Below are 22308 nucleotides of genomic sequence, written 5' to 3' on the forward strand. Positions count from 1 at the left end.
GAATCGAACGACGTGACTTCTCCCGAAATCCTTGGCCAATTCATTCCGCTTCATTACCACTACGATATGCTGCGGGATAACTACCGAATGACTGCTTTCCAGCAGGCCATCTCCCAAACGGTTCAGCCAGGAATGACGGTCGTCGACCTGGGAGGTGGAACTGGTGTGCTTTCCTACTTCGCCGCCATGGCAGGCGCCAAGGTTTACTATGTCGAGCGCAATCCAGAACTGGTTGCCGTTGCTCAGCGGTTTCTAAAAATGAACAAAGTGGCCGATCTTGTCACGATCGTCCACGAAGACGCCGCTCAATTTGTTCCCTCGGAACCAGTCGATGTGGTTACCTGTGAAATGCTGCATGTAGGTTTGGTACGGGAAAAACAAACCGAGGTCATCGCCGCTTTCAAACGCAATTACACGGAAAAACATGGGCCTAAGCTTCCACGTTTCATTCCAGAAGCCTCGCTGCTGGCTTTGCAACCGGTCACGCAAGCTTACGAGTTCTCTGGTTTTCACGCGCCAGTTCCTTTGTTTCAGCCCCCCGTAGCCCAAATGCCCGGAACAACCGAACTGGGCCAGCCAGCGCTATACGAAACGGTTCTTTACGATTCTAACTTTCAACACGAAGTGGCCTGGAAGGGAGTCTTGACCATGCAACATGCCGGCACTCTGAACGCCTGGCGGCTGGTCACTAAGAACGTGTTGGCCATTTTGGTCGAACAGCAAACCGAGATTTGCTGGCACAACCAATACTTGGTCGTCCCTTTGTCAGAACCGCTAGAAGTCCAAATCGGTGACCGTGTTGAAGTCGAGGTTGCTTATCAATTCTGTAGCGAGCTAACGGATTTGTGGGATGGCATCCAGCAGCGCCTGCACGTTCCGTTCGGTCAAAAAAAGCTTGCTGCCTAACGGTCTTTCCTGCAACCAACTTGGTTTATCGTTCCGGCACACGTGGCTGCACCTGTGCTGTCTGAGCGTTGGTAACGATTCTGCGGATCCTATTGGCCGTAGGTTTCCTAAAGCGAACGTTGCCTTCTATGGACATTCCGTTGATCTGACCTAGGTTTTCGTAGATTTTCGCTTTTCATGCACTTGTGGCGTGCTTGCCAAGTGCCTGGGCAGCGATTCGATCGAAGCGATATACCTTTGCAGATTGACTTGCGATATGACCACAGACAAACCAGGAGCGTTCGCGACCTTGGCTTGGTTCTGCCCTATTACTTTGGGCACTACCTTGTTCGCTACCGGAGTTGCCTACGTCTTATTACCCACCGCTTCTCCCATTCCGGTGGCAATTGCCCTGGCAGGCATGTCGCTTGCTTTCGTCCTGTGTCTTTGGAAACGCTACGCCTACAACAACATAAAATCCAAGCTGTTTGACTTGCTCCAAAACCTAGTGACGATGTCAAGCGATGACCTTGAACTCCAGCGATTTAAAGAACAAATCGCCCGGCATCATTTCTCACCGCGAGCCAAATCGGTTTTATGGGAAGTCCAAGATGCGATCCACTCGAATCGCGAGAAGTTGTTTGAACTGCAACAACGCTCGGCCAGCGCTGAAGTCCGCATCCATCTAGCGGAGTCGCGTGCAAACCAAATCAACTGGGTTATCGAAGGTTTAACCGAGCCCGTTTTGATGATTAATCAATACGGTGAACTCACCCTCACCAACCCTGCTGCAGTCAACCTGTTAGGCATGCAAGACGCTAAGCCTGGCACGCCCATCGAGCAAACGCTCCACTGCGACACTTTGATTCAGCTTCTGCACGAAACACGTCGCCGTAAGTTGCGTTCGTCTCGCGTGGCCGAGATTGAGCTGGCCGATCCTAACGGCGAGAAGCACTGGTACCGCGTGACGGTTAACACCGTATCGGAAGGCGAGCAAGACGGAAGCTGCGATACCAGTTTTGGTGCCGTGGCAGTCTTGCGTGACATTAGCGGCTACAAAGCCATTCAACGGCGCAATGCAGAGTTCGTCTCGGCGGTCAGCCACGAAATGAAAACTCCTTTGGCCGGCATTAAAGCCTACACTGAACTATTGGCCGACGGCGAAGCGGAAGACGAAGAAACGCGAGACGAATTCCTCGGCGTTATCAGCGGCCAGGCAGATCGCCTGCAACGCCTGATCGATAACTTGCTGAACTTGGCACGTATCGAAGCTGGCGTCGTTAGCGTGAGCAAGAAGCCTCGCTCGCTGAACGACTTGCTCGAAGAGGCAGCGACCATTGTTCAGCCCACCGCCGAACAAAAAAACATCACCCTGAGCGTGGAACTAAGCCCCATGTACTTGGGCGTGCTTGCCGATCGCGACATGATTTTACAAGCGGCGATCAACCTGCTTTCCAACGCCATCAAATATACGCCCGAAGGAGGCAAAGTAACGCTTCGCAGTCGCCTGGTCGATCGCGAGGTTCACTTCGAGGTAGAAGATACCGGCGTGGGGCTCAGTCCCGAAGACTGCGAGATGGTCTTCGAGAAGTTCTACCGCGTAAAGAAAGATCAAAAGATGGCCTCGGGAACAGGTCTTGGTCTACCACTTGCCAAACATATTGTCGAGGACGTGCACGGCGGGACGCTCACCGTGAAAAGCCAACTAGGCAAGGGAAGTACTTTCCAAATCGCGTTGCCAACGGTTCAAGTGATCGAGCACGCCAGCTAACCAAATTCATTCCATACCCAATCTCGCTGGAGAGAAAGTCGCATGTCTGCGAAAGTCCTGATTGCTGACGATGAAATGCACATCCTGCGTGCAGCCGAATTCAAGCTCAAGCGGAGTGGCTTCGACGTTGCCTGTGTGGAAGACGGCCAGGCCGCGTGGGAAGCCATCCAAGAGCAGGCTCCCGATATTCTAATCACCGACTACCACATGCCTCGCATGGATGGCCTCGCGCTGTGCCGCACCGTTCGTCAAAACGAGGCAACCGCCAGCTTGCCGATTGTTATGCTGACCGCGAAAGGCTTCGATCTTTCTGGCGATGACGACGAAACGGCCGAGCTAAATATTGCCGCCGTGCTGGCCAAACCATTCAGCCCACGTGGCCTGGTGCAATGTATTCACGAAGTACTAGAAACCGGCAGTTATGTTCCCACCGTCACCACGTTCTAAGCGAAATTTGCTCCAGCCATGAACCTGTCTTCCGAAACTTTCGGCAACGTGATGGTCATCCACACTCCTGAAGAACTGGGGGAAGACCAAGCGGAAAACGTACGCGAGTTTCTGGAATCACGTGATCGCAAAAAGCTGATCGTCGACCTAGACGGTACGGAAACGATCGACAGTATCGGCTTGGAAACCCTCTTGGAAGTGCAAGATACCCTCCGAGAACAAGGGGGCGATTTGCGGATTGCCACCACCAACTACGCCAACCGCAAGATCATGGAACTTACCCGGCTCGATTCAATGCTCGAAGTTTTTGATAGCGTCATCGACGCCGTCAAGAGCTACGCCTAGCTAGTGCGAAGAGGATGCCCATGGAATCGATGATGTCCCCCACGCACGCTCCGCCTCGTCTTGGTAACTTACTAATTCGTCGCGGCTATGTCACCGTGGAACAACTCGAAGAAGCCCTGGTCTATCAACAGACCAAAGGGCGGGGCAAGCTTGTTGGCGAAATTCTTGTTGAACTCGACTTCTGCACCGAAGACCAAGTCATCGAGTGCCTCGCCACCGAGTATGGCGTTCCGCATGCGCGGCTCGAAGCACGGTTGTACGATCCCAAGGTCGTCGACTTACTCCCCCGCGAATATATCGAGAAGCATCACGTCTTCCCGCTGTTCAAGATTCGCGGCGTACTCACCATCGCTCTCTCGGAACTCTCGAACCTGTTTTTGATTGAAGAGATCAAAAACCAAACAGGACTCGAAGTTCAAATTGTCGCGGCGTCGACCAAAGATATTCGCCGGATGATCTCGAACCTGCCAGACTCGCGGGTTTTCGTGATCGACGACATTATCGAGGACAACAACGACACCGAAGTCACTTTAATTGAAGAAGCGATTGAGGACATTGGCGACGTCGAGGAAATCGCAGGCCAATCCCCAGTGATTCGCTTGGTCAACTACGTCGTCTATAACGCGGTGAAGGAAGGGGCGAGCGATATCCATATCGAGCCAGCCGAGCGCTGCATGCGCGTTCGTTATCGCATCGATGGTCGCCTGCACAAGTCGCTGGAAGTGCCGATTCACCTACTTAATGCGGTGAGCAGCCGTATCAAGATCATGGCCGGCCTCGACATCAGCGAACGCCGCTTGCCCCAAGATGGCCGTGTTCACGTGATGCTCGATTCGCGAAAGATCGACTTGCGTGTGAGCACCTTCCCCGGCAATCGTGGCGAAAAGACGGTGATTCGTGTTCTCGACACCAAAAAGATCACGCTGGTCCTGAAGAACCTCGGTTTCGCCGAAGATATCCTCACGCGGCTCACCGCCAACGTCCATGCCCCCAACGGAATCGTGCTGGTAACCGGGCCAACCGGTAGCGGTAAGTCGACCACGCTCTATGCGGCGCTCAACGAAATCGCTTCGATGGAAAACAACGTCTGCACGGTCGAAGATCCGATTGAGTACCACCTGCCGTTGATCAACCAGTTTCAAGTACAAGAACGTGTTGGCCTGACATTCTCGGTCGCCCTCAGAACCCTGTTGCGGCAAGACCCCGACGTGATCATGGTGGGTGAAATTCGTGATGAGGAAACGGGACGCACGGCCATTCAAGCGGCCCTAACCGGGCACTTGGTGCTTAGTACGCTGCATACCAACAACGCCCTCTCGGCAGTCACGCGGTTGGTGAACATGGGGGTCGAACCGTACCTGATCGGGGCGGCACTCAATATGGTGCTTGCGCAACGCCTGGTGCGACGCATCTGTCCGAAATGTAGCGAAGCGTACGAACCAGACCGTAACCTTCGCCGGGCTCTCGAACGCATGGGCCACGAGATCGATTCGTTCCGCAAAGGGGTCGGCTGTCGGGCTTGTCGTAATACCGGCTACAGCGGCCGTATCGGCGTTCACGAACTGTTAACCATCTCGGACGAACTACGCGATGCCATCGTCAACGGAACTTCATTGGCCGATATGCGTAAGATCGCGCAAGCCAACAACTCGCTCATCGGCATGCAACTGGACGGCTACCGCAAGGTGAAAGAAGGAATCACGACCGTCGAGGAAATCATTCATGCCACTGGCGATATCGTGTACTAACCGGCTACCAAACGCAGCCCACTAAAGCCCAACGAGACCGCAACCATGCAAACATTCGCCTATCAAGCCAAAGACCGACTCGGGCAAGTGCACGATAGTTCGATCGAAGCAGAAAGCGTGGAAGAAGCACGGGCCTTGCTGGCGGGCGACGGCCTGCAAATCGTTTCGATCGAGCAAGAAGCCTCGTTCGGCTTGGGTTTCGGCGGCAATCGGATCTCGCGAAACGATATCATCTACATGACCAGCCAACTGTCGGTGATGGTCGAAACCGGTATCAACTTGTCAGCGGCGTTGTCGGGGATCGCTTCGCAAGAAAAGAACGAAGCCCTTAAGAAGTTGATTCTCGATTTGAAGAAAGATGTCGAAGGAGGGGAGGACTTCTCGTTAGTCTTATCACGATGCCCTAAATACTTCGATCAAACCTATGTCGCCCTGATCCGTGCCAGTGAACAGACAGGGCTCATGGGAGAGATGCTCGAAAAAATCGCCCGCTATCTTCGTAAAGAAGCCGAAACCCGAGGCAAAATCCGGGCAGCGTTGGCCTACCCAGCCGTGATGATCTGCCTGGCCTGCGGTGTGACAATCTTCCTGTTAACGTTCGTTCTGCCGAAGTTCGAACCCTTGTTCAACCGCAAGGGAATCAAGCTGCCAACGCCGACCATCATCATGATGAAGTCTTCCGACTTCTTACTTAATTATTGGCCATACTGGATTCCGGCTCTCGTGGCGATGCTGGTCGGCTTTCTGATCTTTCGCCAGAGTGAGCCAGGGCGCAAGGTGCTTGATAGCCTCAAGCTGAACTTCCCCATCATCGGCCCTATGATCCGCAAAGTGGCCATCGCTCGCAGCTTGAACACCTTAGGAACACTCGTCCGGAGCGACGTTCCGATGCTGCAATCGCTGGAACTCACTGCTCAGGTTTGCAACAACAGCCACTATTCTAAGATGTGGAAAGACGTGATTGAAGCAGTCACCTCCGGTAGTCAAATCCATGAATGCCTACGCAAGAGCCAGTTGATGCCATCGACCATCGTCCAGATGATCGCCGCCGGAGAAGAAACTGGGCGACTCGACGACGTGCTCGACAAAGTCAGCACCCACTACGAACACGATGTCGATATGTCGATCAAGACCACCACGAGCCTGATCGAACCGATCATGATCGCCGTGATGGGTGTCGTGGTGGGCGGCATCGCGATGTCGCTTCTGTTGCCAATTTTCCAACTCAGCCGAAATGTTTAGCCTGCGGCTAATTTGAAGTTTTCAATTGGGAAGCAGCAGATAGACAAAACCACACGCCAGGGAATCTTCATTCCTGTCCCCTCGCCCCTCCTGGGAGAGGGCTAGGGTGAGGGGAGCAGCACGCATGGGCAACCAACGGTAACTTTCCCCTAAAAACTCCCCACTAGCGATGCCTGCCATTCGGCCCCATCGCAAGGGCCTTACCCGGGCCCCTGCCCCCAACGAGGGAAACGCCAGCATCGCATTGCAACCGACAACCGCTACGACCGTTACATCTTAACATTTCGGTCAGCCTGCCAGCATAACGACGGCGGTTTCCGCGTGAAGAACGACTTGGCGGAGTCCGATCTTTCTACGGTCGAGCAACGCACCGCGAATAGGTTTCTTCTTATGAGCACATCGATCCGAATTGCCAACATCGTCGACGAGCTTTGCCGCCGCCAGGATCAAGTCCTGCAAGAGCTGGACAGCCTCGACCAACGGATCGAGCAGGTTCTCAAATCGCTTAGCAAAACCCCGGAACCAGTCGTTGTTCCGATCCCCATTCCGGTCCAAGCCCAACAAAAAGCGGCTTAGCCAGATCGACACCGCTTGCCCCATATTGTTCAGCGATCGTTGCCTATTCTCGCTCACGGTCCAAGCGACCGCTGCGATTGATGGCCAGAACCAAGCGGGCTCCTAGCACAAAGCTAATCACCAAGCCGATCGAGCCGGGGATAGAAAGATCTTTCATTTGTAGCCACCCTTCGTTCTTGAAGAGCAGGGGAGGCACGTCCGAGCTGAGCATCTGCGACGAACCCATAAACAGCGCGGCCGTCATGATGCCCAACACCATTCGGTTGACCGAAGGTTCCAAGCGGCGATGATCTAAATGAATATCAAACTTGCCAACGCGGACCAGCTCTAAGATCTCGCTGATTCGCCGTGGCATCTGCTCGGCCAAACGTTCCACCTCGCTGTACATCCGCCATAATTTCCGCAGTCGGCGTGCGGGGGAAAAACGCCGCATCATGATCCGGCGACGATGTTTACTGAAAAGCTCGGCGAGGCTAAAAGACGGCGTCAACATGCGCCCCGTTCCGTCCAGCATCATCATTGTCTTCAGCAACATGGTGACCTGCGGCGGCAACTGTATTTTGTAGGCACGTACGATCTTGAACATCTCGTTCACCGCGTCGGCGAAGTTGAGCCCTTCCAACTGCTGATTCGCGAAGTCAGCCACGTAGTCGTTGGCATCGCGGCGGAGCGATCGTTCATCCAAATCAGGCGGAGTAGAACCGATCCGCATGATCGTTGCCGAAAGTAAATCGGCGTCGCGCGTGGTGATCCCCATCAGCAGGTCTTCGATATCTTCCCGCAGCCGGTCATCAATCCGCCCGACCATTCCGAAATCGATCAAACCAATCACATCCCCTGGCAGCAACAAAATGTTGCCAGGATGCGGGTCGGCGTGATAGAACCCGGTTTCAAAGATCATATGCATGTATAGCTCGGCGCCACGACGAGCCACCTCGCTCAAATCGATTCCGGCTTCCACCAATTGGGCTTGCTGCGATAGCTTAATCCCATGGATGTACTCCATCGTCAAGATTCGTGGCGTACAAAGATCGGGGTAAACCTTCGGTATCTGGACCGTTTCGTTGCGTTCGAAGGTAGCCTCGAACTGCTGAATGTTTCGTTCTTCTCGGCCAAAATCGAGCTCGCGTCGCAAGGCCCGCTGAAACTCGGCCACTGTGGCTTTGGGATGATAATCTCGGAACTCCGGCACCGATTCCGCCAAAGAAGCCAGTCCCGTTAAGATCTCGAGGTCTTCATGCACGACCTTCTCGATCCCGTGGTGCTGCACTTTGACCACCACCTTCTCGCCGGTAAATAAGCGGGCCAAATGAACCTGGCCAATTGAAGCCGAGGCTAGCGCAGTTTCCTCGAACGTCGAGAACAGCTGTTCGACTGGCTGCCCCAGTTCCGATTCAATCAACTGGCGAACTTGCTCAGGGGGATCGGCGGGCGTTTCGGCTTGCAGCTTTTTCAGCTCTTCAGCCAAATCGACCCCAACAATGTCGGGACGTGTGCTGAGGATTTGTCCCAGCTTGATAAACGTCGGCCCCAGGTCTTCCAAGGCCATGCGAATCCGTGCTTCACCGGTATAGCGTGCCAGCAACTCGCCATCGCGATCCTTAAACAGGTTCTTGGCGAAGTCGAAATGGAATCGCTGAATCCAGTCCGCCAGCCCGTACCGGCTTAGCACCGAGACAATCTCGGTCCAACGGTTCATATTGCGATACAACTGGGGAATGTTCGTGAGTCTCATGAATCCTCTCAAAGGCTTCCGTCACCCTTTCAGCTTCTTATCGACGCCTGCTAAACGACAGCCGATTTGAAAAATCGAAACTGGCAGATAGCATACCGGTGGGCATCTATAAATCTTAGGCCATTCTGAATTCAGCAAATACGAGAACACTTGACCGCCCTAGAATAATGCCGCAAACTCTGTCTGTCCGCACTTCTCAGGCCAAAATAGCCCAGGAGAGACCTTATTAGGGCCGAATCGTTCGATTTTTTCGTGAGATTTGTCCCTATAATACGAAAAACCTATTACCTGCCCCGTTGCCTCGACGGATATTTCTCGCATGAAAACGCTGCTCCCTACCACCATCGCATTGCTGGCACTCTTCTCTTCTTCCACCCTGGCCGATAACTGGCCTTCCTGGCGTGGTCCTGACAATCAAGGAATCAGCTACGAAAAGAATGTTCCCGTCGAGTGGAGCAAAGACAAGAACATCGCCTGGCGGTTAGAAATGCCAGGCGCCGCTGGCTCAACCCCCATCGTCTGGGAAGATAACATCTTCCTGACTTCCGTTGCCGGCGATGACTTGGTGCTGATGTGCATCGGCACCGATGGCCAAGAGAAATGGCGCAGCAAGTTGGGCAGCGGCAACCGTGATGTCCGTGGCGACGAAGGAAACTCGGCCGCGCCGTCTCCTTCCACCGACGGGAAATACGTTTGGGCTTTCTTCACCAACGGCTCGCTCGGCTGCTTCGACTTTGAAGGCAACGAGATTTGGCAATTCGACGTCGAAGATCGCTACGGCGAGTTCGATATCCAGTTCGGTATGACCTCGACGCCGGTTGTTCACGGCGACAAGCTTTACCTCCAGCTAATCCACAGCGGCGGTGCCAAGGTAGTCGCCCTTGATAAAGCAACCGGCAAAGAAGTGTGGGCCGTGGCTCGCCCGAGCGATGCCCGTGCCGAATGCGAACACAGCTACGCCTCGCCAATCGTCTACGACGGACCAGAAGCCAAGTTCCTGCTGACGCATGGGGCCGACTATTCGATAGCCTACGACCTGGAAACGGGCGAAGAGCTCTGGCGTGTCGGTGGCTTGCACCCGCCTGGCCGCTACGATGTGACCCTCCGCTTTGTTTCGTCCCCCGTGGCGAAAGATGGCATGGTGGTTGTCCCTTCTGCCAAACGGGGCATCACCGCCGCCGTGAAGACCACCAGCAAGGGGAACATCACCGACAAGAAGGAAGATTATTTTTGGACGTTCGACGTCACTCCAGACGTTCCTTCGCCGTTGATTGTAGATGACTACGTTTACCTCTGCCGCGAAAACGGTAACCTGATCGCCCTCGACAAGGCAACCGGCAAGCAGCTTTACGAAGAGCGAACCAACCGCATTCGCCACCGCGCGTCCCCCGTTTACGCCGATGGCAAGATCTACCTCACCGGCCGCGATGGCATGGTTACCGTGGTTCAAGCTGGCCCTGAGTTCAAGATCATCGCCCAAAACGAAATCGGCGAAGCGATCGCCGCCTCGCCGGTATTCAGCAACGGGCGCATCTACCTACGAACGTTCGACGCGTTGTGGGCGATTGGCGAGTAATGCCCAAGCACATTGCCCTTGACCATATTGTGTGGAGGGCAACGTGTGGGAATTCACCACCGGAAAGCGAGCCATCCGATTTATTCGGAAATCACCCGCCGGACAACGGCAGAAGACTCCATGCGCAAGGTTGGCTCTCTGCTTGTTGATTGCATCGATAGGTCGCCATGGAACGTCAGGTCGGTTCCGATGAAACTTCCTCGTTTTTACTTCTCGTTCTTCGGACTACTCGTTTTTGTTGCCCTTATCTCCATCGGTTTGGGTGTTTGGCATTGGTATGTCGCCTGGCCAGCGGCCTGGGCTGAGTTCTACGAATTGAACCAGCAGGAACCAACGCCAGAACTCACCGAGCGGTATTTGGCGCTGGTAAAACGCTACCCAGCGTTGGCAAAAGAACCTGAAACGATGCACTGGGGAGCGAAATCAGGGAACGCGAAGCTTTGCCGTCGGCTATGGGAAAGTGGCGCCCCGCTCAACGAAGTGAGTGTTACGGATAAGGAAACGCCGTTCTCCATCGCGCTTGAAAACGATTATGCCGATGTCGTCGAATTCCTGATCGAGCAGGGCGTCAATGAATCTATGTGGCTGCGGCTAAAATATTCGTTCATGGAACGGCAACCGCTACATATCGCCGCAGAGCATGGGAATTTGAAAATCTGCCAAATTCTTGTCGAGGCGGGTGCTGATGTGAATGTGCCAAGACAGTTAGATACGGGAAAAAATGATCCCCTGACATTGGCGATTCGGTCTGGCAATGCCAATCTGGTGGCATACCTACTCGATCAAGGTGCCGACCACTATTTCCCCAAGAAAGTAGCCATACGGGATATCGCGCAACAAATAATGAAAAGGGGCGACCCGAATTCGATCACGCCGGAAAATGCCGATCGAATCATTCAACTCTTGGAAGAGCGCTATCCTCGTTACTAGCGGGGCCATATCTACCTCCCCAAATCGCTTCGTCCTCACAGAATCAGGGACGACCAACCGGGCGATGGTGACCGTGATAAACCAGGTATTCTCGCCGCAAGCCTGTTTCCAATCACGGTTTATTGCGTCAATTTGAAAGGCAAGCCCCAAACGAAAACAGCTTACACCTTGGGGGCCAGTCGGAAACAGCGAGACCCGGCATTTCTGGCGGTCGGATAGAGAGAAATCAGCATGAAGGCGATCGTGGTCGCGATGCCAAAGTTGGGTATCCACGACGCCACCCAAGCAAGCGAGAGAACCGCTACGAGCGAGAGTTCGGCTCCCCAGAGAACCGAGATTTCTTCCCCCGAAACTTTGCGGAACATAAGCAGCACAAACATTAGCGGGCCCATGAGAGCAATGCCGTAGAGCTGTAGGGGGGTGAATGGAGCCAGGTTGGCGAACTGCTCGGCAACCCAAGTTGCCAACGCATTGGCCAAGAAAAAGCCGCCGATTCCGATTGTAAATGCCAAAAAAAACTGTCGCATGACTCGTCTCGAAATGGAATTCACTCAGAAAGTAAGCAAGCCACTCACCTAGCTCGCCATAATTCTTTCTACCAAACGGGGGGCACGAGCGCACACCCATTTCGATCTTTTTTTCCTGCCGCCACTGGCTATCGCAGCTGGCCCAATTCAGGCCAGGGGAAGGTCAACAGATCGAAACCACTGGTTGTATTTCGTGAATGATCGTTCTATCTTGCGCCGATAACAGCCGTAACAGGGCAGCCCGGCTTGCGGGGTCTGCTGTCACTTCTTTCTGCTAGCAAAACCGATCGTGTCATGCTTATTCGCATTGCTCTCTTTCTCGTTCTTATTTCTTTCGCTCCGGCAACCGCTTGGGCTCAAGCCATCGCGATTCCAGGTCAGGGACAACGGATCTGGTTCGATGATTTAGAAGATGAAGAGTGGGAATACACCGACAACCACCCCAAATCGAGCCACGAACAAGACAACAACATCCGTTTACCTGGCGGCATTTCCAAGAACAAGAAGTGGGGCGAAAGCAGCAAACGGGGCCATCCCGATTACATTCGTCGTGTCGAAACGCCCGAAGGTGGCATCCCTGGTAGCAACGGCTCGCTACTGATGATGACCCTGCAATCGAATGTTCCCAACCGCGTCAGCAACACTTTGGGGCAAGATGACTTCATCTGCCGCGTGCCGGGTCGGTACTCGGTTAGCCAATACCCCAGCGCAATGACTCGGGTTTATTTGCCGCCGTTCGAGAAGTGGGAACAGTACGCTGGCGCGGCGACGTTTGGTTTCCGTACGACCTGCGTCGGGAGCCGCTCGAAGCAAAAAGGGGTAGGCCTGTTCAGCTACCGTGGGACCGAAACCGAAGAGAACTGGCCAGGCATCTTCCTCGAATTTCGCCCCGGCAAAGATGGCAAAGAGCCTGAAGCTCAGTGGATCATCCGTGGTGCCCCCAGTGGCGACGTTCGTAGCTTGAAGGTCACTGCCGACCAGCTAGGCTGGTGGACCATCGGCATGTCGTTCACGCCCGATGGCCGTTGCCACTACTTCATCTCAGAAGGTGCCGAAGACCTGACGCAAAAGGACCTGGTCGCCTCGTACTTGCCGTACAACTACAAAATCGAAACGGTCAGCGGCATGTTCTTTAACGTCTTCAACTACGACAACGGCAAAAGCTGGTCGACGCCGTGGGTGATCGATGATCCGGGCTTTTATATCGGTCGACGTTAAACGATCGCTAAGAGGCCGGATCGATCTGGGCATCGACCACGATCGAATCGGCCTGAGGCATGGGCACCAAATAACCGCGTAACGATTCGACCGTGCGCGGGCCAATGCCAGGCACACGCTGCAGGTCCGAGTGATCGAGAAACGGTCCTTGGACCTGACGTGATTCAACGATTCGCTTGGCGATGGTCTCTCCCACGCCAGGCAGTTGAGCCAGTTCTGCCCATTCGGCCTGGTTCACATCGACCATGAAAGGACGCTCGACCAGCGGGGCTTCGTCGATATCGATCAGTTCGACTTGCCGCATCCGCAGCGTGGCAAAATAAATCCCCCCCAGCACCACGGTTCCAGCCACAACCAGGGCAATCGCCAACTGTTCGCCACGGCGCAGCAGCGAACGCACAGAAATCTGCGGTCCATCTTTTTGCGTTCGTTGCCCCATGGCACCCCTTGGTCATGAAGCCTTCATTATTGACAATGGAACGAACCAAGGCGAGCTTTTTCCGAGCCTCGCATGACTGACCGCCCCCCCGTATTGCCCAAATGCCATGCCCAAGGAATTTCATCAGGTAGCCTGGGACGATCTCTTACAAGATGATTGTCGCCGCTTGATCGCGTTAGCCGTTCGCGAAGACCTCGGTCGCGAGCACGACTGGTCAACCCTCAGCATCGTGCCAGAATCGGCGACCGGCGAGGTTCGTATCGTGGCGCGGCAAGAGGGGGTTTTGGCGGGGGGGAAAGTCGTCGATCTGATCATTCAAGATCTCGAACTCGACGTCACGGCGACTCACCATTTTGCCGATGGGGCCGTTATCGTCCCGGGTGATGTGCTAATCACCCTGCAAGGAAGCGTTCGCGATTTGCTGACAACCGAACGAATCGTGCTTAATTTTCTGGGGCGTCTGGTCGGCATCGCCACGCTTACGCGTACTTATTTACAGGAAGTGCAGGGGACCGCGGCCAAAGTTTACGATACCCGCAAGACAACGCCCGGCTGGCGGCGTCTGGAAAAATACGCTGTGCAATGTGGCGGTGGCACGAACCACCGAACCGGCTTGTACGAGGCCGTGATGCTCAAAGACAACCACCTGGCTTGGTATACAGAAGCGACCGGCAAGGCGGCGCAACTGGGCGATCTGGTTCCGATTGTCCGTCAGTTTTTGATCGACCAACTGGGTGAGCAAGAGGGACAGAAGCGGATTATCGAGATCGAAGTCGATCGTCTGGAGCAACTCCGCGAAGTTCTTCCCAGCCAGCCAGACATCGTGCTGCTCGATAACATGGACTGCGAAACGCTTTCCGCTGCTGTTGCCCTCCGCAACGAATCAGCCCCGAACGTGCAGTTGGAAGCTTCTGGCGGGGTCAATCTCAACACTATCGGCGCGATCGCCCAGACCGGGGTCGATCGGATTAGTGTTGGGGCGTTAACCCACTCGGCAGTCAACGTCGACCTAGGATACGACTGGGTCTAGCTCAGTTGTCTGCCCCATTCGGTCGTTCCGATTTTGACGGTTGTTGCGTTTTCGCAACGAACCACCCGGTGGAAGTTGCGCTTTTTGTTTTCAAATTTCGCTTCGTAACTGGCGTAGTCGAGCACGAACCTATGCTTCATCAGACGCCTTGGCTTGCGGCTCGGGGCGTTTTTCGCGGTTCTTCCTCCGTTACCGTGCCCAAAGCGAAGCATGTTGTTGCCCCAATCGATCCCACCGTCTCTCACCAGACCTCAAGGGTTTTCCATGATGGAAGCCATTGTGGCGATGATGATCGTTGCCATTGCCGGCAGCGTGTTGCTGTTGGGTGTCGAAGCAACGCTTGAATCGTCCGTCGAGCAAGAAGAAGTTGTAGTCGCCGATGGAATCGCTCGGCAACTCCTCGACGAAATCCAAGGGCAGAACTGGGTCGATCCTGAACTGCGTGGTTCTCCTTATCAAACCTCGCTCAGTGCGTCTGCGGATGAGTCAAGAGGTCCTGGCCGCCTCTATTTCGACGACACCGACGACTACAACGACTACGTTTCTACGCCCCCCGTCGATATCCGTGGCGAGATGATAACCTCGGCAGATACCAGCGGAGATATCCTCCCTGATGCGTTTCGCCCCAGTAGCAGCAAGCTGATCAACTGGCGTTGCGAAGTGGAAGTGGCCTACGTTAAAGAGACGGATCACGCCACCAAACAGCCAGACAATTCACCTACAAATTATCGCGTGATCATTTGCCGTGTCTTTCATCAAGACTTCGACAATACCTGGCGTCAAGTGGTTCAGCGTGATCGAATCATTTCGTACCTTCCTGCTCAATGAAAAACCATCAGACAACACGAAAGCCTGGGCTAACGCTGGCCGAACTGCTTGTTGCCAGTGCGGTAATGGGGATTCTCTGCGTTGGTTTCGGTACTTTGGCGGTTTCGGTCCAAATGGCCAATACGTTCGCGCAAGAGAGGAACCAAGTCGGACAACATGCCCGCGTCATTTTGCTCCGGATCGAGAATGCCATTCAAAAAGCCCACGCGACCGAGGCGTTCCCCGGCTTCTTGCCAATCACCTACGACGACGGCAGCTACGACTTTCCTCAGGCGATCGCCATTTGGAATCCTAGCGGGATCCCCACCAACGATTACCCGCTGGTCAACCAACTCACCTTTTTTGCCTGCGATCCTGCGGCCCCTAATCGGCTGCTGGAGATCACCAACCCCAGCCTCACTACCGTTGCCCCAGCTTTGAATGCTCCGTCCGATTGGCGGAACCTGGTGCAAAGATTGATCGACGATACCAATTCCGATATGGTCGAGATTACCGACTTATTGCGGGCTGGAAAGCTGGGCTCGAACTTCTACAGCACACTCCGTTTTAAATCACGAATCACACCAACCGCCACCGAACTAGCCGAAGCGCGGGCTGGAACGGTCTCGTGGGAAAGCTTGAACTGGCCGACAAGTATCTACTCGTCGCAATCAGGCCTCCGTCAAGCTTGGTGTGCCTTCGAGTTTCAGCTAGTCCCCAGTTCCGATATCGCCACGCATGCCACATTCAAAGACGAATCGTCTCCATTCTTTGGTTCTTCGGCCCTCTATTACCAGGTGACGAGGTGACCATGCCAAGACGATCTAGTCAAAGCGAGCGATCAGGATTCGCCGTGGTCATCGTGCTGGCTCTGCTCACGGTGACATTGGCGCTGTCGTATTCGATGATGCGAGTTCAAGCCAACACCAACGAAATCCAGCGCAACATGAGCCGCCAAGCAAATGCCCGCCAAGCGGCAATCTCTGGCATTTCGGCGGGCCTGCGCGAGATGTACGGAAGCAACTGGGGAGGCATCGGCAGTACTCTCTCGATGAACTTAGGCAATAACCATTCGTACCAGGTCCGCTACGATACGGGGGATCCTTGGCTCGCCGAAGACGCTCCCGATTACGCCGAATTTCCTTTTCGCGTTACCGTCACTTCGACCGGTTACGCCCTGGACAGCATCAATTCAACGGTCAAATCGCAATATACGATCCGCGCCGTAGTGCAACTCGTGCGGAAGAAACTTCAAGCCAATCCTAGCCAATGGACCGCCGCTGCGGGGTACACACTGTACAGCTTTGGTACCAAAGACAACTATTTGGAAGCGCCTTGGCAAGTTCACGGCCAGGTGCTGATCAACGGCGAACTCCACCTGTGCGAAGATTGGCAAGTCACCAATCGCCCCTTCTGCGGTTACATTGATGAAATCGCCATTTACGATCGAGTCCTGAGCGGTTACGAAATCTACTCGATCGCATCGCGTGGAAACTCTTCTGCATCCACTCTATCGAGCACGTTAAACCGTCCAGGTATTCGCCATTGGTGGCGTTTCAACGAAGCAGACTATACCTCCACAACCGCCTTTGATTCCGTGGGTGGCCGCCATGGCAAGTACAAAGGAGGGGTCTATCCTGGCATCGATATCGGGGGAGACAACAAAGTGGTCTTAGTCGACGGTGTCTCGGGGCGTATCGAGTTGGGCGATTTTGACTTACCTGATCATAGCAATTTCACAATCGCTGCATGGCTTCGTCCGACGAACATAGACGGCGACAACGAAGAAGGGCGGATCATTTCCCGTGCCTCCGGAACAAGCGCCCAGGATCATTGGTGGATGCTGGGCGCAAAACGTTCGGGGCTTAATTCGTACCCCTGGACTCGTCTCAAAACGACCTCCAACTTCTATGACAAAAGTCCAAACAAAGGAAGTTTCAGCACGCAAGACTGGAATTTCGTGGTGCTCACTTTTGAAGCCGATGAGAATGAACTGAAGTTGTATAACAACGGTTACGAACGAGACGACTGGACAGCTTATGGAACCGCCGCGAGTTCTTCGAACCTGTTGACTTGGATTGGTGACAACCCACCCGGTGCGGCCCGGTCACGACTGTTGGAAGACTTCACACGGTTGGCCATCGACGGAGGAGGAAACTATCGCCCGCTCTCTGGCAGCATCACCCTCTCGAACGAGACCAACCCGCTGAGTACCGCCCTCACGCTTTATCGTCAACTTGGCTGTAGTGTTCGCTTGACTTCGCCCGACGCTGGCAGCCATTCCAATACGACCGTTTCAGGGTCGACCTATCAACTTTATCCCGGCGGGCAAGCGTATTCGCTCGAAGAGGTTCCAGGCTCGATCGAGAATACGTCACTTCTCCCTGATGTGGTGACCAATCCCTTGGGGCTTTATCGCAGCAATGGCTCTCTGAACATTCGCGACAATGTTTCGATTAAAGGAACTTTGATCTGTCAGCCGAATAGTGGCAAGCTCAAGCTTCGTGGCTCGTCGTTTTCGGTCCAAGCTTTGCCTTTGCCACCGCTTGTCAATGACGACACCGCCTACCAACTTCCTGTCCTAATCGCCGGCGACGACTTTGAAATTGACTCGAATGCTCAAGCGTCAATCCAAGGCGCGGTGGTGGCCTTTGGAGAGTTCGAAGCCGATGACGGTGATTCGGAATCGTATTTTCAAATCGACGGCCCTGTCTTTGCCGAAAACGTTGATTTGCAAGCATGCGATAGCTGGCAATCGACTGCCGCATACTCGGCGACTCACCAGCAGAACTTCTTGAACATCAAGGGACAAACCACCACGGAGAATTTTGCCCAGTGGCTTAACGAATCGACCTCGGGAAAATTAACCGATCGGTTTAGAATCGCTTTACCCGAGAACCCGCCAACCTATCAATGGCTCGATCTCAGCCAGCCGATCTACCAGGTTGGCGATGACGATACAGGACTCGTGTGGGAACTTATCCGCTGGAAAGATAACGGCGGCGTCTAACCATTTAGGAAACCGATGCAATGCAAACATCACGCAAAAGCTGGCAGCTTCTAATCGCTTTTAACGTCCTTTGCCTGGCCGCTGGCTGGTGGTACTCGCACAGCGACGCCGCCCCTCCCGAAGTGAAACAACCGTTCGCGAACCCGGTGCAACAACGCGAATCGATGATTCGCCTACTGCAAGAGTCGAATCAACTGCTCCGCGAGCAAAATGCGTTGCTCAAGTCAGGCAAGCTTCAAGTTCAAATCGTTGCCGAAAAGTAGTCAATGTTCTGGTCCCCCCCATCACGATCGATCACGCAAGCGGCGTCCCCTGACGGTCTTGCCCGTCGCGTCGGGTACACGCTGATTGAGATCTTAATTACGATCGCCGTCTTGGGGATTCTGGCGGCGGTGGTCATTCCTCAAATCGGATCCAGTGCCCCAGATCAGGTGCTTGGAGTTGCCCAAATCCTGGCCTCCGATCTCGACTACGCACGTACGTTGGCTATCTCAAACGGCTCGAAATACAAGCTGACGTTCGATCTCGCTCATAATGCCTACGTCTTGACCCATAGCAGTTCCAACTCGGCCTTGGATGTCTTGCCCGCTCAACCATTTCGCAAACCTTCAGCCGATCCCCAGTCGTTAACCATCTCACCCGATGATTTTCCTCGCCTGGGTACCCGCATTAAAATCGTTGCAGTCGTTACCGACGAAACATCACCCAAGGATGTCGATTCAATCGAATTCGGCACACTCGGCCAAACCACCAGGACGCAACCTACACTTATCTGGCTTTCCTCCTCGGCTGGGGCGGAGGAAATCTATTTGCCGATTCGCGTCCATCCGATCACAGGCCTGACCGAAATCGGTGATTTCACATCGACTGCCCCTTAATGCCTGCTGCCTCACCCTAGTTCGTCCGATCCCATAACGATCGTTTCACCTGGGCAAACGTGTACCGTTTATGATCCGTTTACCGCTCTTCCATTACGCACCGATCGGCATCGATATCGGCTCGAAAAGCATCAAGATGGTGCAATTTTCGAAGGACTATGCCACGATTCAGGAAGCGGCCTCGTTCGATTTTCCCGAGCCTATCGCAGCAGAGCAAGATTTCGACGCTTACTTGGCACAACTCAAACAAACCTTGCAGCGTGCCCGAGTCGGTCGGAACTTTCGCGGTCACGATGCGATTTTTTGCATCCATCAGCGCGACCTGTTTCTGCATAATATTCGGGTGAACAAGAACGAATCGAAAGCCCTGGCCAACATCGTTCAGCAAGAAGCGGCCGACCGGATTCCTTATTCGATGCTCGATGCCGAGATTCGTTTTGTCGAATCAGCAGAGCTTCGTCAGGGGGAACAAACGCTGCGGGAAGTGATCATCATGGCCTGCTTCCGCCCACGCTTGGAAGCCCTGCTAGAACTTTTCGAGGAGACTGGCTTCCGTCCGATTTCCGTCGATGTCGAGCCAATGGCCATTCTCCGAGCGTTCACCAAGCAGTATCGCCGGGAAGCGGACGAGCAAGATCGCGTGCTGTACGTGCATGTGGGGTATAGCAACACGGCGGTGATTATCGCCGAGGGTACGCAGGTCTTATTCATTAAATACTTGAACGTTGGCGGACGGCATTTCGACGAAGCCGTTTGCCGTCAACTTGACATGACGATGGACGATGCCGTCAACCTACGCCGCCATAGCGCCGACCGTCGCCGCTCGCAACAAACGCCCGAAGTCGAACGGAGTGTTCTTAATGCGATGCGTGACGAACTAGAACGCTTGCACCAAGAGTTAGCGATGTGCATTCGCTATCACAGCGTTACCTTCCGGGGTCGTCCGCTCGTCCGTATCGTGCTTTCTGGAGGCGAAGCAACCGAAACCCTGCGGGCCGAATTAGAGCGTACCACAACCATCGAGACTGAATTGGGTGATCCGCTACGTCTTTACGACGCCCCTCAAGTTCTTGGGCGACATGGCCAGTGGGATATCGCCGTCGGCTTGGCCGCGCGGCAGCTCGGAGGTAAGGAAGCATGAACGAGATTGAGTTCCTGCCCAAACGTTTCCGCGAAAAGCAGCGTCGCAGTACGATCAAAGCGCCTCGCCTGTTGATCTTTTCGCTCTTGATCTCGCTGCTGGCGATCGTTTCGTTGGTCGAGCTGGCCCGGCTGTATCAGGTTCGTTCGCAACTAGCAAACCTAAAAGTACAGCACAAACGCATCGATCTGCTTGCTCAACAGGTGGAACAAACACGAGCCGAAGTCGCTCAAAAACGTCATTATGCTCGCTTGCAGACCTTTCTGGAGTATCCGTATCCCCGCTCGCAAATCTTAGCCGTGCTGTTGAATCCGCTGCCAGGGGATATCACCATCAAACGGATCGAATTAACCCACAGCCAGGTTGTGGGCAACAGCACTCGTCAGAAATCAGAGAAGGGAAACGGGCAGGTTCCGCCTGGCGACCCGATGCAAATCGACTTGGCTCAGTTGATCGACGAAAATAAGACCCGCCAATGTACGGTGGAACTTGAAGGCACGACCGACAACACCTCGCTGCTTTACACCTTTCTGGCCACGCTCCACGAATCGAAATTGATTGAATCCGCTAAGATCGAGTCGATCGATCCTCAATTAGATAGCGATGGTCGCGAGTTCTCGAACTTCACCGCGCACGTCCAAATCCGACGTGGTCACTTTCGCGACTTTTACACGACGATTGTGCAAGCGTTGCCCACCGTCCCAGGAGAAGGAGGCGTCCGATGAAATGGTCTTTGCCGAAAACTTCCACTCCATTCGTTTTGCTGGGCTTAGCGTTCGTGGTCGCCTTTGTTCTGCTGGTTTACTTTCCGCTGCAGCGTGTCATCAAAACGGCCCAAAATGAGTTGGCCACATTGCAGGCCACACTGCATCAAGAAGATACGCTGCTAGCTCAAATCGAAGCCCATCGAGCTGAAAGCCGCGAGATCGATAACGTCATTGCAGCCTGGCCCCAAGTCGCTAATCCCAACCTTCATTTAAGCCAAATGCTGGGCAAGATCTCGCGTGAAGCCCGGCAAGTAGGTGCTGATGCCTTACGACTAGAACCGGGACAATCGCAAGCAATGCAAGCAGTTCACCGTATTCCGGTGCAGTTAGGTTGCCGAGGTACGTTTCAGGAAATTCACCAGTTGATCTGCCAAATAGATACGCTCCCTTACCAACTGTGGATCGAACGCGTCGAGCTAGCACCGGCCGACGATCAGAAGCATGAATTGACGTGTGAAATGGATTTCACAGCTTTTATCGTTCCGGTAAAAGATTCGCATTAGGAAGACTATTCCCTTTACCGATAACACGAAAGACGAGCCGCCTTGGCGTCTCTTCAATAACGGTGAACGTACAACAAATTTCCCACCAACTGACACGCGAAATAAAACGGAACCCGGCCAAAGCTGCGGTTCTGGGCGGGCTGTTGGTGGTCGCTGTATGGTTTTGGTTTCCTTTGGTTCAAGGTTGGCTCGGCTTGAAAGGCTCGTCGAGCGGCGCTGACGATTCGATCGTCGTGGCCACGACCACCCAATCGCCAAACACCGCCAGCCCTGGTTCGTCTACGACGAGCAAGATGAACTGGCGAGCCATTGCCCGGCGAATCAGCGAAGATCCCTTGATGCAAATAGGCCATCTTCGCTCAGAGACGTTCGACCCGTTTTATCCAGAACAACTAATTCCAACGCAGTTCACGGCAAACGACACCCCGCCAGAAGCTGCGACCATCCCGGACGTTTCGCCAGAGACGGCCGGGTTGAGTATAACCTCGGTAATTGTGGGAGGCTCCGTGCCGATCGCACGGATCAACAATCAGAATTACCACCTCGGAGATCAGGTGTCCGCCCAGGACGGGCAAGTTCAATACACCCTGATCGCCGTGAAGCCTTGGGGCGTCCTCTTACACGGGACGCATCAAACGTACGAGTTGCACTTAGACCATCTTGCTCGTAAGAATGGGCAACGCGTGGTCATGCGGAACGGAACCGTGATTTCCACAGATAACTGAGTTCCACG

At 54.2% G+C, this 22308-nt stretch carries 23 protein-coding genes; 20 read left to right on the forward strand and 3 right to left on the reverse strand.

The window, feature by feature from the left end:
- Positions 1-12 precede the first annotated feature (12 nt).
- The 7 genes from DTL42_RS19805 to DTL42_RS26085 all read left to right on the forward strand — a co-directional run bounded on the left by DTL42_RS19805 (position 13) and on the right by DTL42_RS26085 (position 7014).
- Entirely contained in the window at positions 13-906 is an 894-nt protein-coding gene (locus DTL42_RS19805; RefSeq protein WP_114371267.1) for a methyltransferase domain-containing protein, read from the forward strand.
- Positions 907-1162: 256 nt separating this feature from the next.
- Positions 1163-2656 (forward strand): sensor histidine kinase, encoded by a 1494-nt coding sequence (locus DTL42_RS19810; protein WP_114371269.1) that lies wholly within the window; start codon positions 1163-1165, stop codon positions 2654-2656.
- 42 nt (positions 2657-2698) lie between these two features.
- Entirely contained in the window at positions 2699-3103 is a 405-nt protein-coding gene (locus DTL42_RS19815; RefSeq protein ID WP_114371271.1) for a response regulator, read from the forward strand.
- Between the two features lie 18 nt (positions 3104-3121).
- The gene (locus DTL42_RS19820; protein WP_114371273.1) at positions 3122-3448 is read left to right on the forward strand and encodes an STAS domain-containing protein; all 327 of its coding nucleotides are present in this window, start codon (positions 3122-3124) and stop codon (positions 3446-3448) included.
- Between the two features lie 20 nt (positions 3449-3468).
- Entirely contained in the window at positions 3469-5196 is a 1728-nt protein-coding gene (locus tag DTL42_RS19825) for a GspE/PulE family protein (RefSeq protein ID WP_234824280.1), read from the forward strand.
- Positions 5197-5241: 45 nt separating this feature from the next.
- Positions 5242-6438, forward strand: coding sequence for a type II secretion system F family protein (locus tag DTL42_RS19830; RefSeq protein ID WP_114371275.1), 1197 nt, complete (start codon positions 5242-5244; stop codon positions 6436-6438).
- A 390-nt stretch (positions 6439-6828) separates the two neighbouring features.
- Complete coding sequence (locus DTL42_RS26085) at positions 6829-7014, forward strand: hypothetical protein (RefSeq protein ID WP_147274371.1); 186 nt, start codon at positions 6829-6831, stop codon at positions 7012-7014.
- A 43-nt stretch (positions 7015-7057) separates the two neighbouring features.
- Here DTL42_RS26085 and DTL42_RS19840 read toward each other — a convergent pair whose 3' ends face one another.
- Positions 7058-8749, reverse strand: a complete 1692-nt coding sequence (locus DTL42_RS19840) for an ABC1 kinase family protein (RefSeq protein WP_234824281.1) — start codon at positions 8747-8749, stop codon at positions 7058-7060.
- 319 nt (positions 8750-9068) lie between these two features.
- On the opposite strand from DTL42_RS19840, the gene DTL42_RS19845 reads away from it, so the two are divergent.
- Together DTL42_RS19845 and DTL42_RS19850 are read left to right on the forward strand one after the other, a co-directional pair.
- On the forward strand, positions 9069-10325 hold the full coding sequence (locus tag DTL42_RS19845) for a PQQ-binding-like beta-propeller repeat protein (RefSeq protein ID WP_114371281.1): 1257 nt from the start codon (positions 9069-9071) through the stop codon (positions 10323-10325).
- A gap of 45 nt (positions 10326-10370) precedes the next feature.
- Positions 10371-11255, forward strand: a complete 885-nt coding sequence (locus tag DTL42_RS19850; protein ID WP_114371283.1) for an ankyrin repeat domain-containing protein — start codon at positions 10371-10373, stop codon at positions 11253-11255.
- Between the two features lie 161 nt (positions 11256-11416).
- Here DTL42_RS19850 and DTL42_RS19855 read toward each other — a convergent pair whose 3' ends face one another.
- Complete coding sequence (locus DTL42_RS19855) at positions 11417-11782, reverse strand: hypothetical protein (protein ID WP_114371285.1); 366 nt, start codon at positions 11780-11782, stop codon at positions 11417-11419.
- Positions 11783-12076: 294 nt separating this feature from the next.
- Between DTL42_RS19855 and DTL42_RS19860 the strand changes: the two genes are divergently transcribed.
- Positions 12077-13000, forward strand: coding sequence for a hypothetical protein (locus tag DTL42_RS19860; RefSeq protein ID WP_114371288.1), 924 nt, complete (start codon positions 12077-12079; stop codon positions 12998-13000).
- A 7-nt stretch (positions 13001-13007) separates the two neighbouring features.
- Here the strand turns inward: DTL42_RS19860 and DTL42_RS19865 are convergent, their stop codons facing one another.
- Positions 13008-13439: a ComEA family DNA-binding protein gene (locus DTL42_RS19865; RefSeq protein ID WP_114371290.1), complete on the reverse strand. Its 432-nt coding sequence runs from the start codon at positions 13437-13439 to the stop codon at positions 13008-13010.
- A gap of 106 nt (positions 13440-13545) precedes the next feature.
- Here DTL42_RS19865 and nadC point away from each other — a divergent pair, with 106 nt between their 5' ends.
- From nadC to DTL42_RS19920, 10 genes are all read left to right on the forward strand, one after another.
- Positions 13546-14469, forward strand: a complete 924-nt coding sequence (gene nadC / locus DTL42_RS19870; protein ID WP_114371292.1) for a carboxylating nicotinate-nucleotide diphosphorylase — start codon at positions 13546-13548, stop codon at positions 14467-14469.
- Positions 14470-14733: 264 nt separating this feature from the next.
- A complete protein-coding gene (locus DTL42_RS19880) occupies positions 14734-15297 on the forward strand; it encodes a hypothetical protein (protein ID WP_158545482.1) in 564 nt (187 codons plus the stop codon).
- A complete protein-coding gene (locus DTL42_RS19885; RefSeq protein ID WP_114371298.1) occupies positions 15294-16085 on the forward strand; it encodes a PilW family protein in 792 nt (263 codons plus the stop codon). Before DTL42_RS19880 ends, DTL42_RS19885 begins: the two co-directional genes overlap by 4 nt.
- A 2-nt stretch (positions 16086-16087) precedes the next feature.
- On the forward strand, positions 16088-18286 hold the full coding sequence (locus DTL42_RS19890; RefSeq protein ID WP_114371300.1) for a LamG-like jellyroll fold domain-containing protein: 2199 nt from the start codon (positions 16088-16090) through the stop codon (positions 18284-18286).
- 20 nt (positions 18287-18306) lie between these two features.
- Complete coding sequence (locus DTL42_RS19895; RefSeq protein WP_114371302.1) at positions 18307-18549, forward strand: hypothetical protein; 243 nt, start codon at positions 18307-18309, stop codon at positions 18547-18549.
- Positions 18550-18552: 3 nt separating this feature from the next.
- Positions 18553-19164: a pilus assembly FimT family protein gene (locus DTL42_RS19900; protein ID WP_114371304.1), complete on the forward strand. Its 612-nt coding sequence runs from the start codon at positions 18553-18555 to the stop codon at positions 19162-19164.
- Positions 19165-19234: 70 nt separating this feature from the next.
- Entirely contained in the window at positions 19235-20305 is a 1071-nt protein-coding gene (pilM, locus tag DTL42_RS19905; protein WP_114371306.1) for a pilus assembly protein PilM, read from the forward strand.
- Positions 20302-21030, forward strand: a complete 729-nt coding sequence (locus DTL42_RS19910) for a hypothetical protein (RefSeq protein ID WP_114371308.1) — start codon at positions 20302-20304, stop codon at positions 21028-21030. The genes pilM and DTL42_RS19910 overlap by 4 nt, the downstream gene beginning before the upstream one ends.
- The gene (pilO, locus tag DTL42_RS19915; protein ID WP_114371310.1) at positions 21027-21575 is read left to right on the forward strand and encodes a type 4a pilus biogenesis protein PilO; all 549 of its coding nucleotides are present in this window, start codon (positions 21027-21029) and stop codon (positions 21573-21575) included. The genes DTL42_RS19910 and pilO overlap by 4 nt, the downstream gene beginning before the upstream one ends.
- Before the next feature lie 62 nt (positions 21576-21637).
- Entirely contained in the window at positions 21638-22300 is a 663-nt protein-coding gene (locus DTL42_RS19920; protein ID WP_114371312.1) for a hypothetical protein, read from the forward strand.
- Positions 22301-22308: the final 8 nt, after the last annotated feature.

It is taken from the genome of Bremerella cremea (genome assembly GCF_003335505.1).
Taxonomy (GTDB): Bacteria; Planctomycetota; Planctomycetia; order Pirellulales; family Pirellulaceae; genus Bremerella; species Bremerella cremea_A.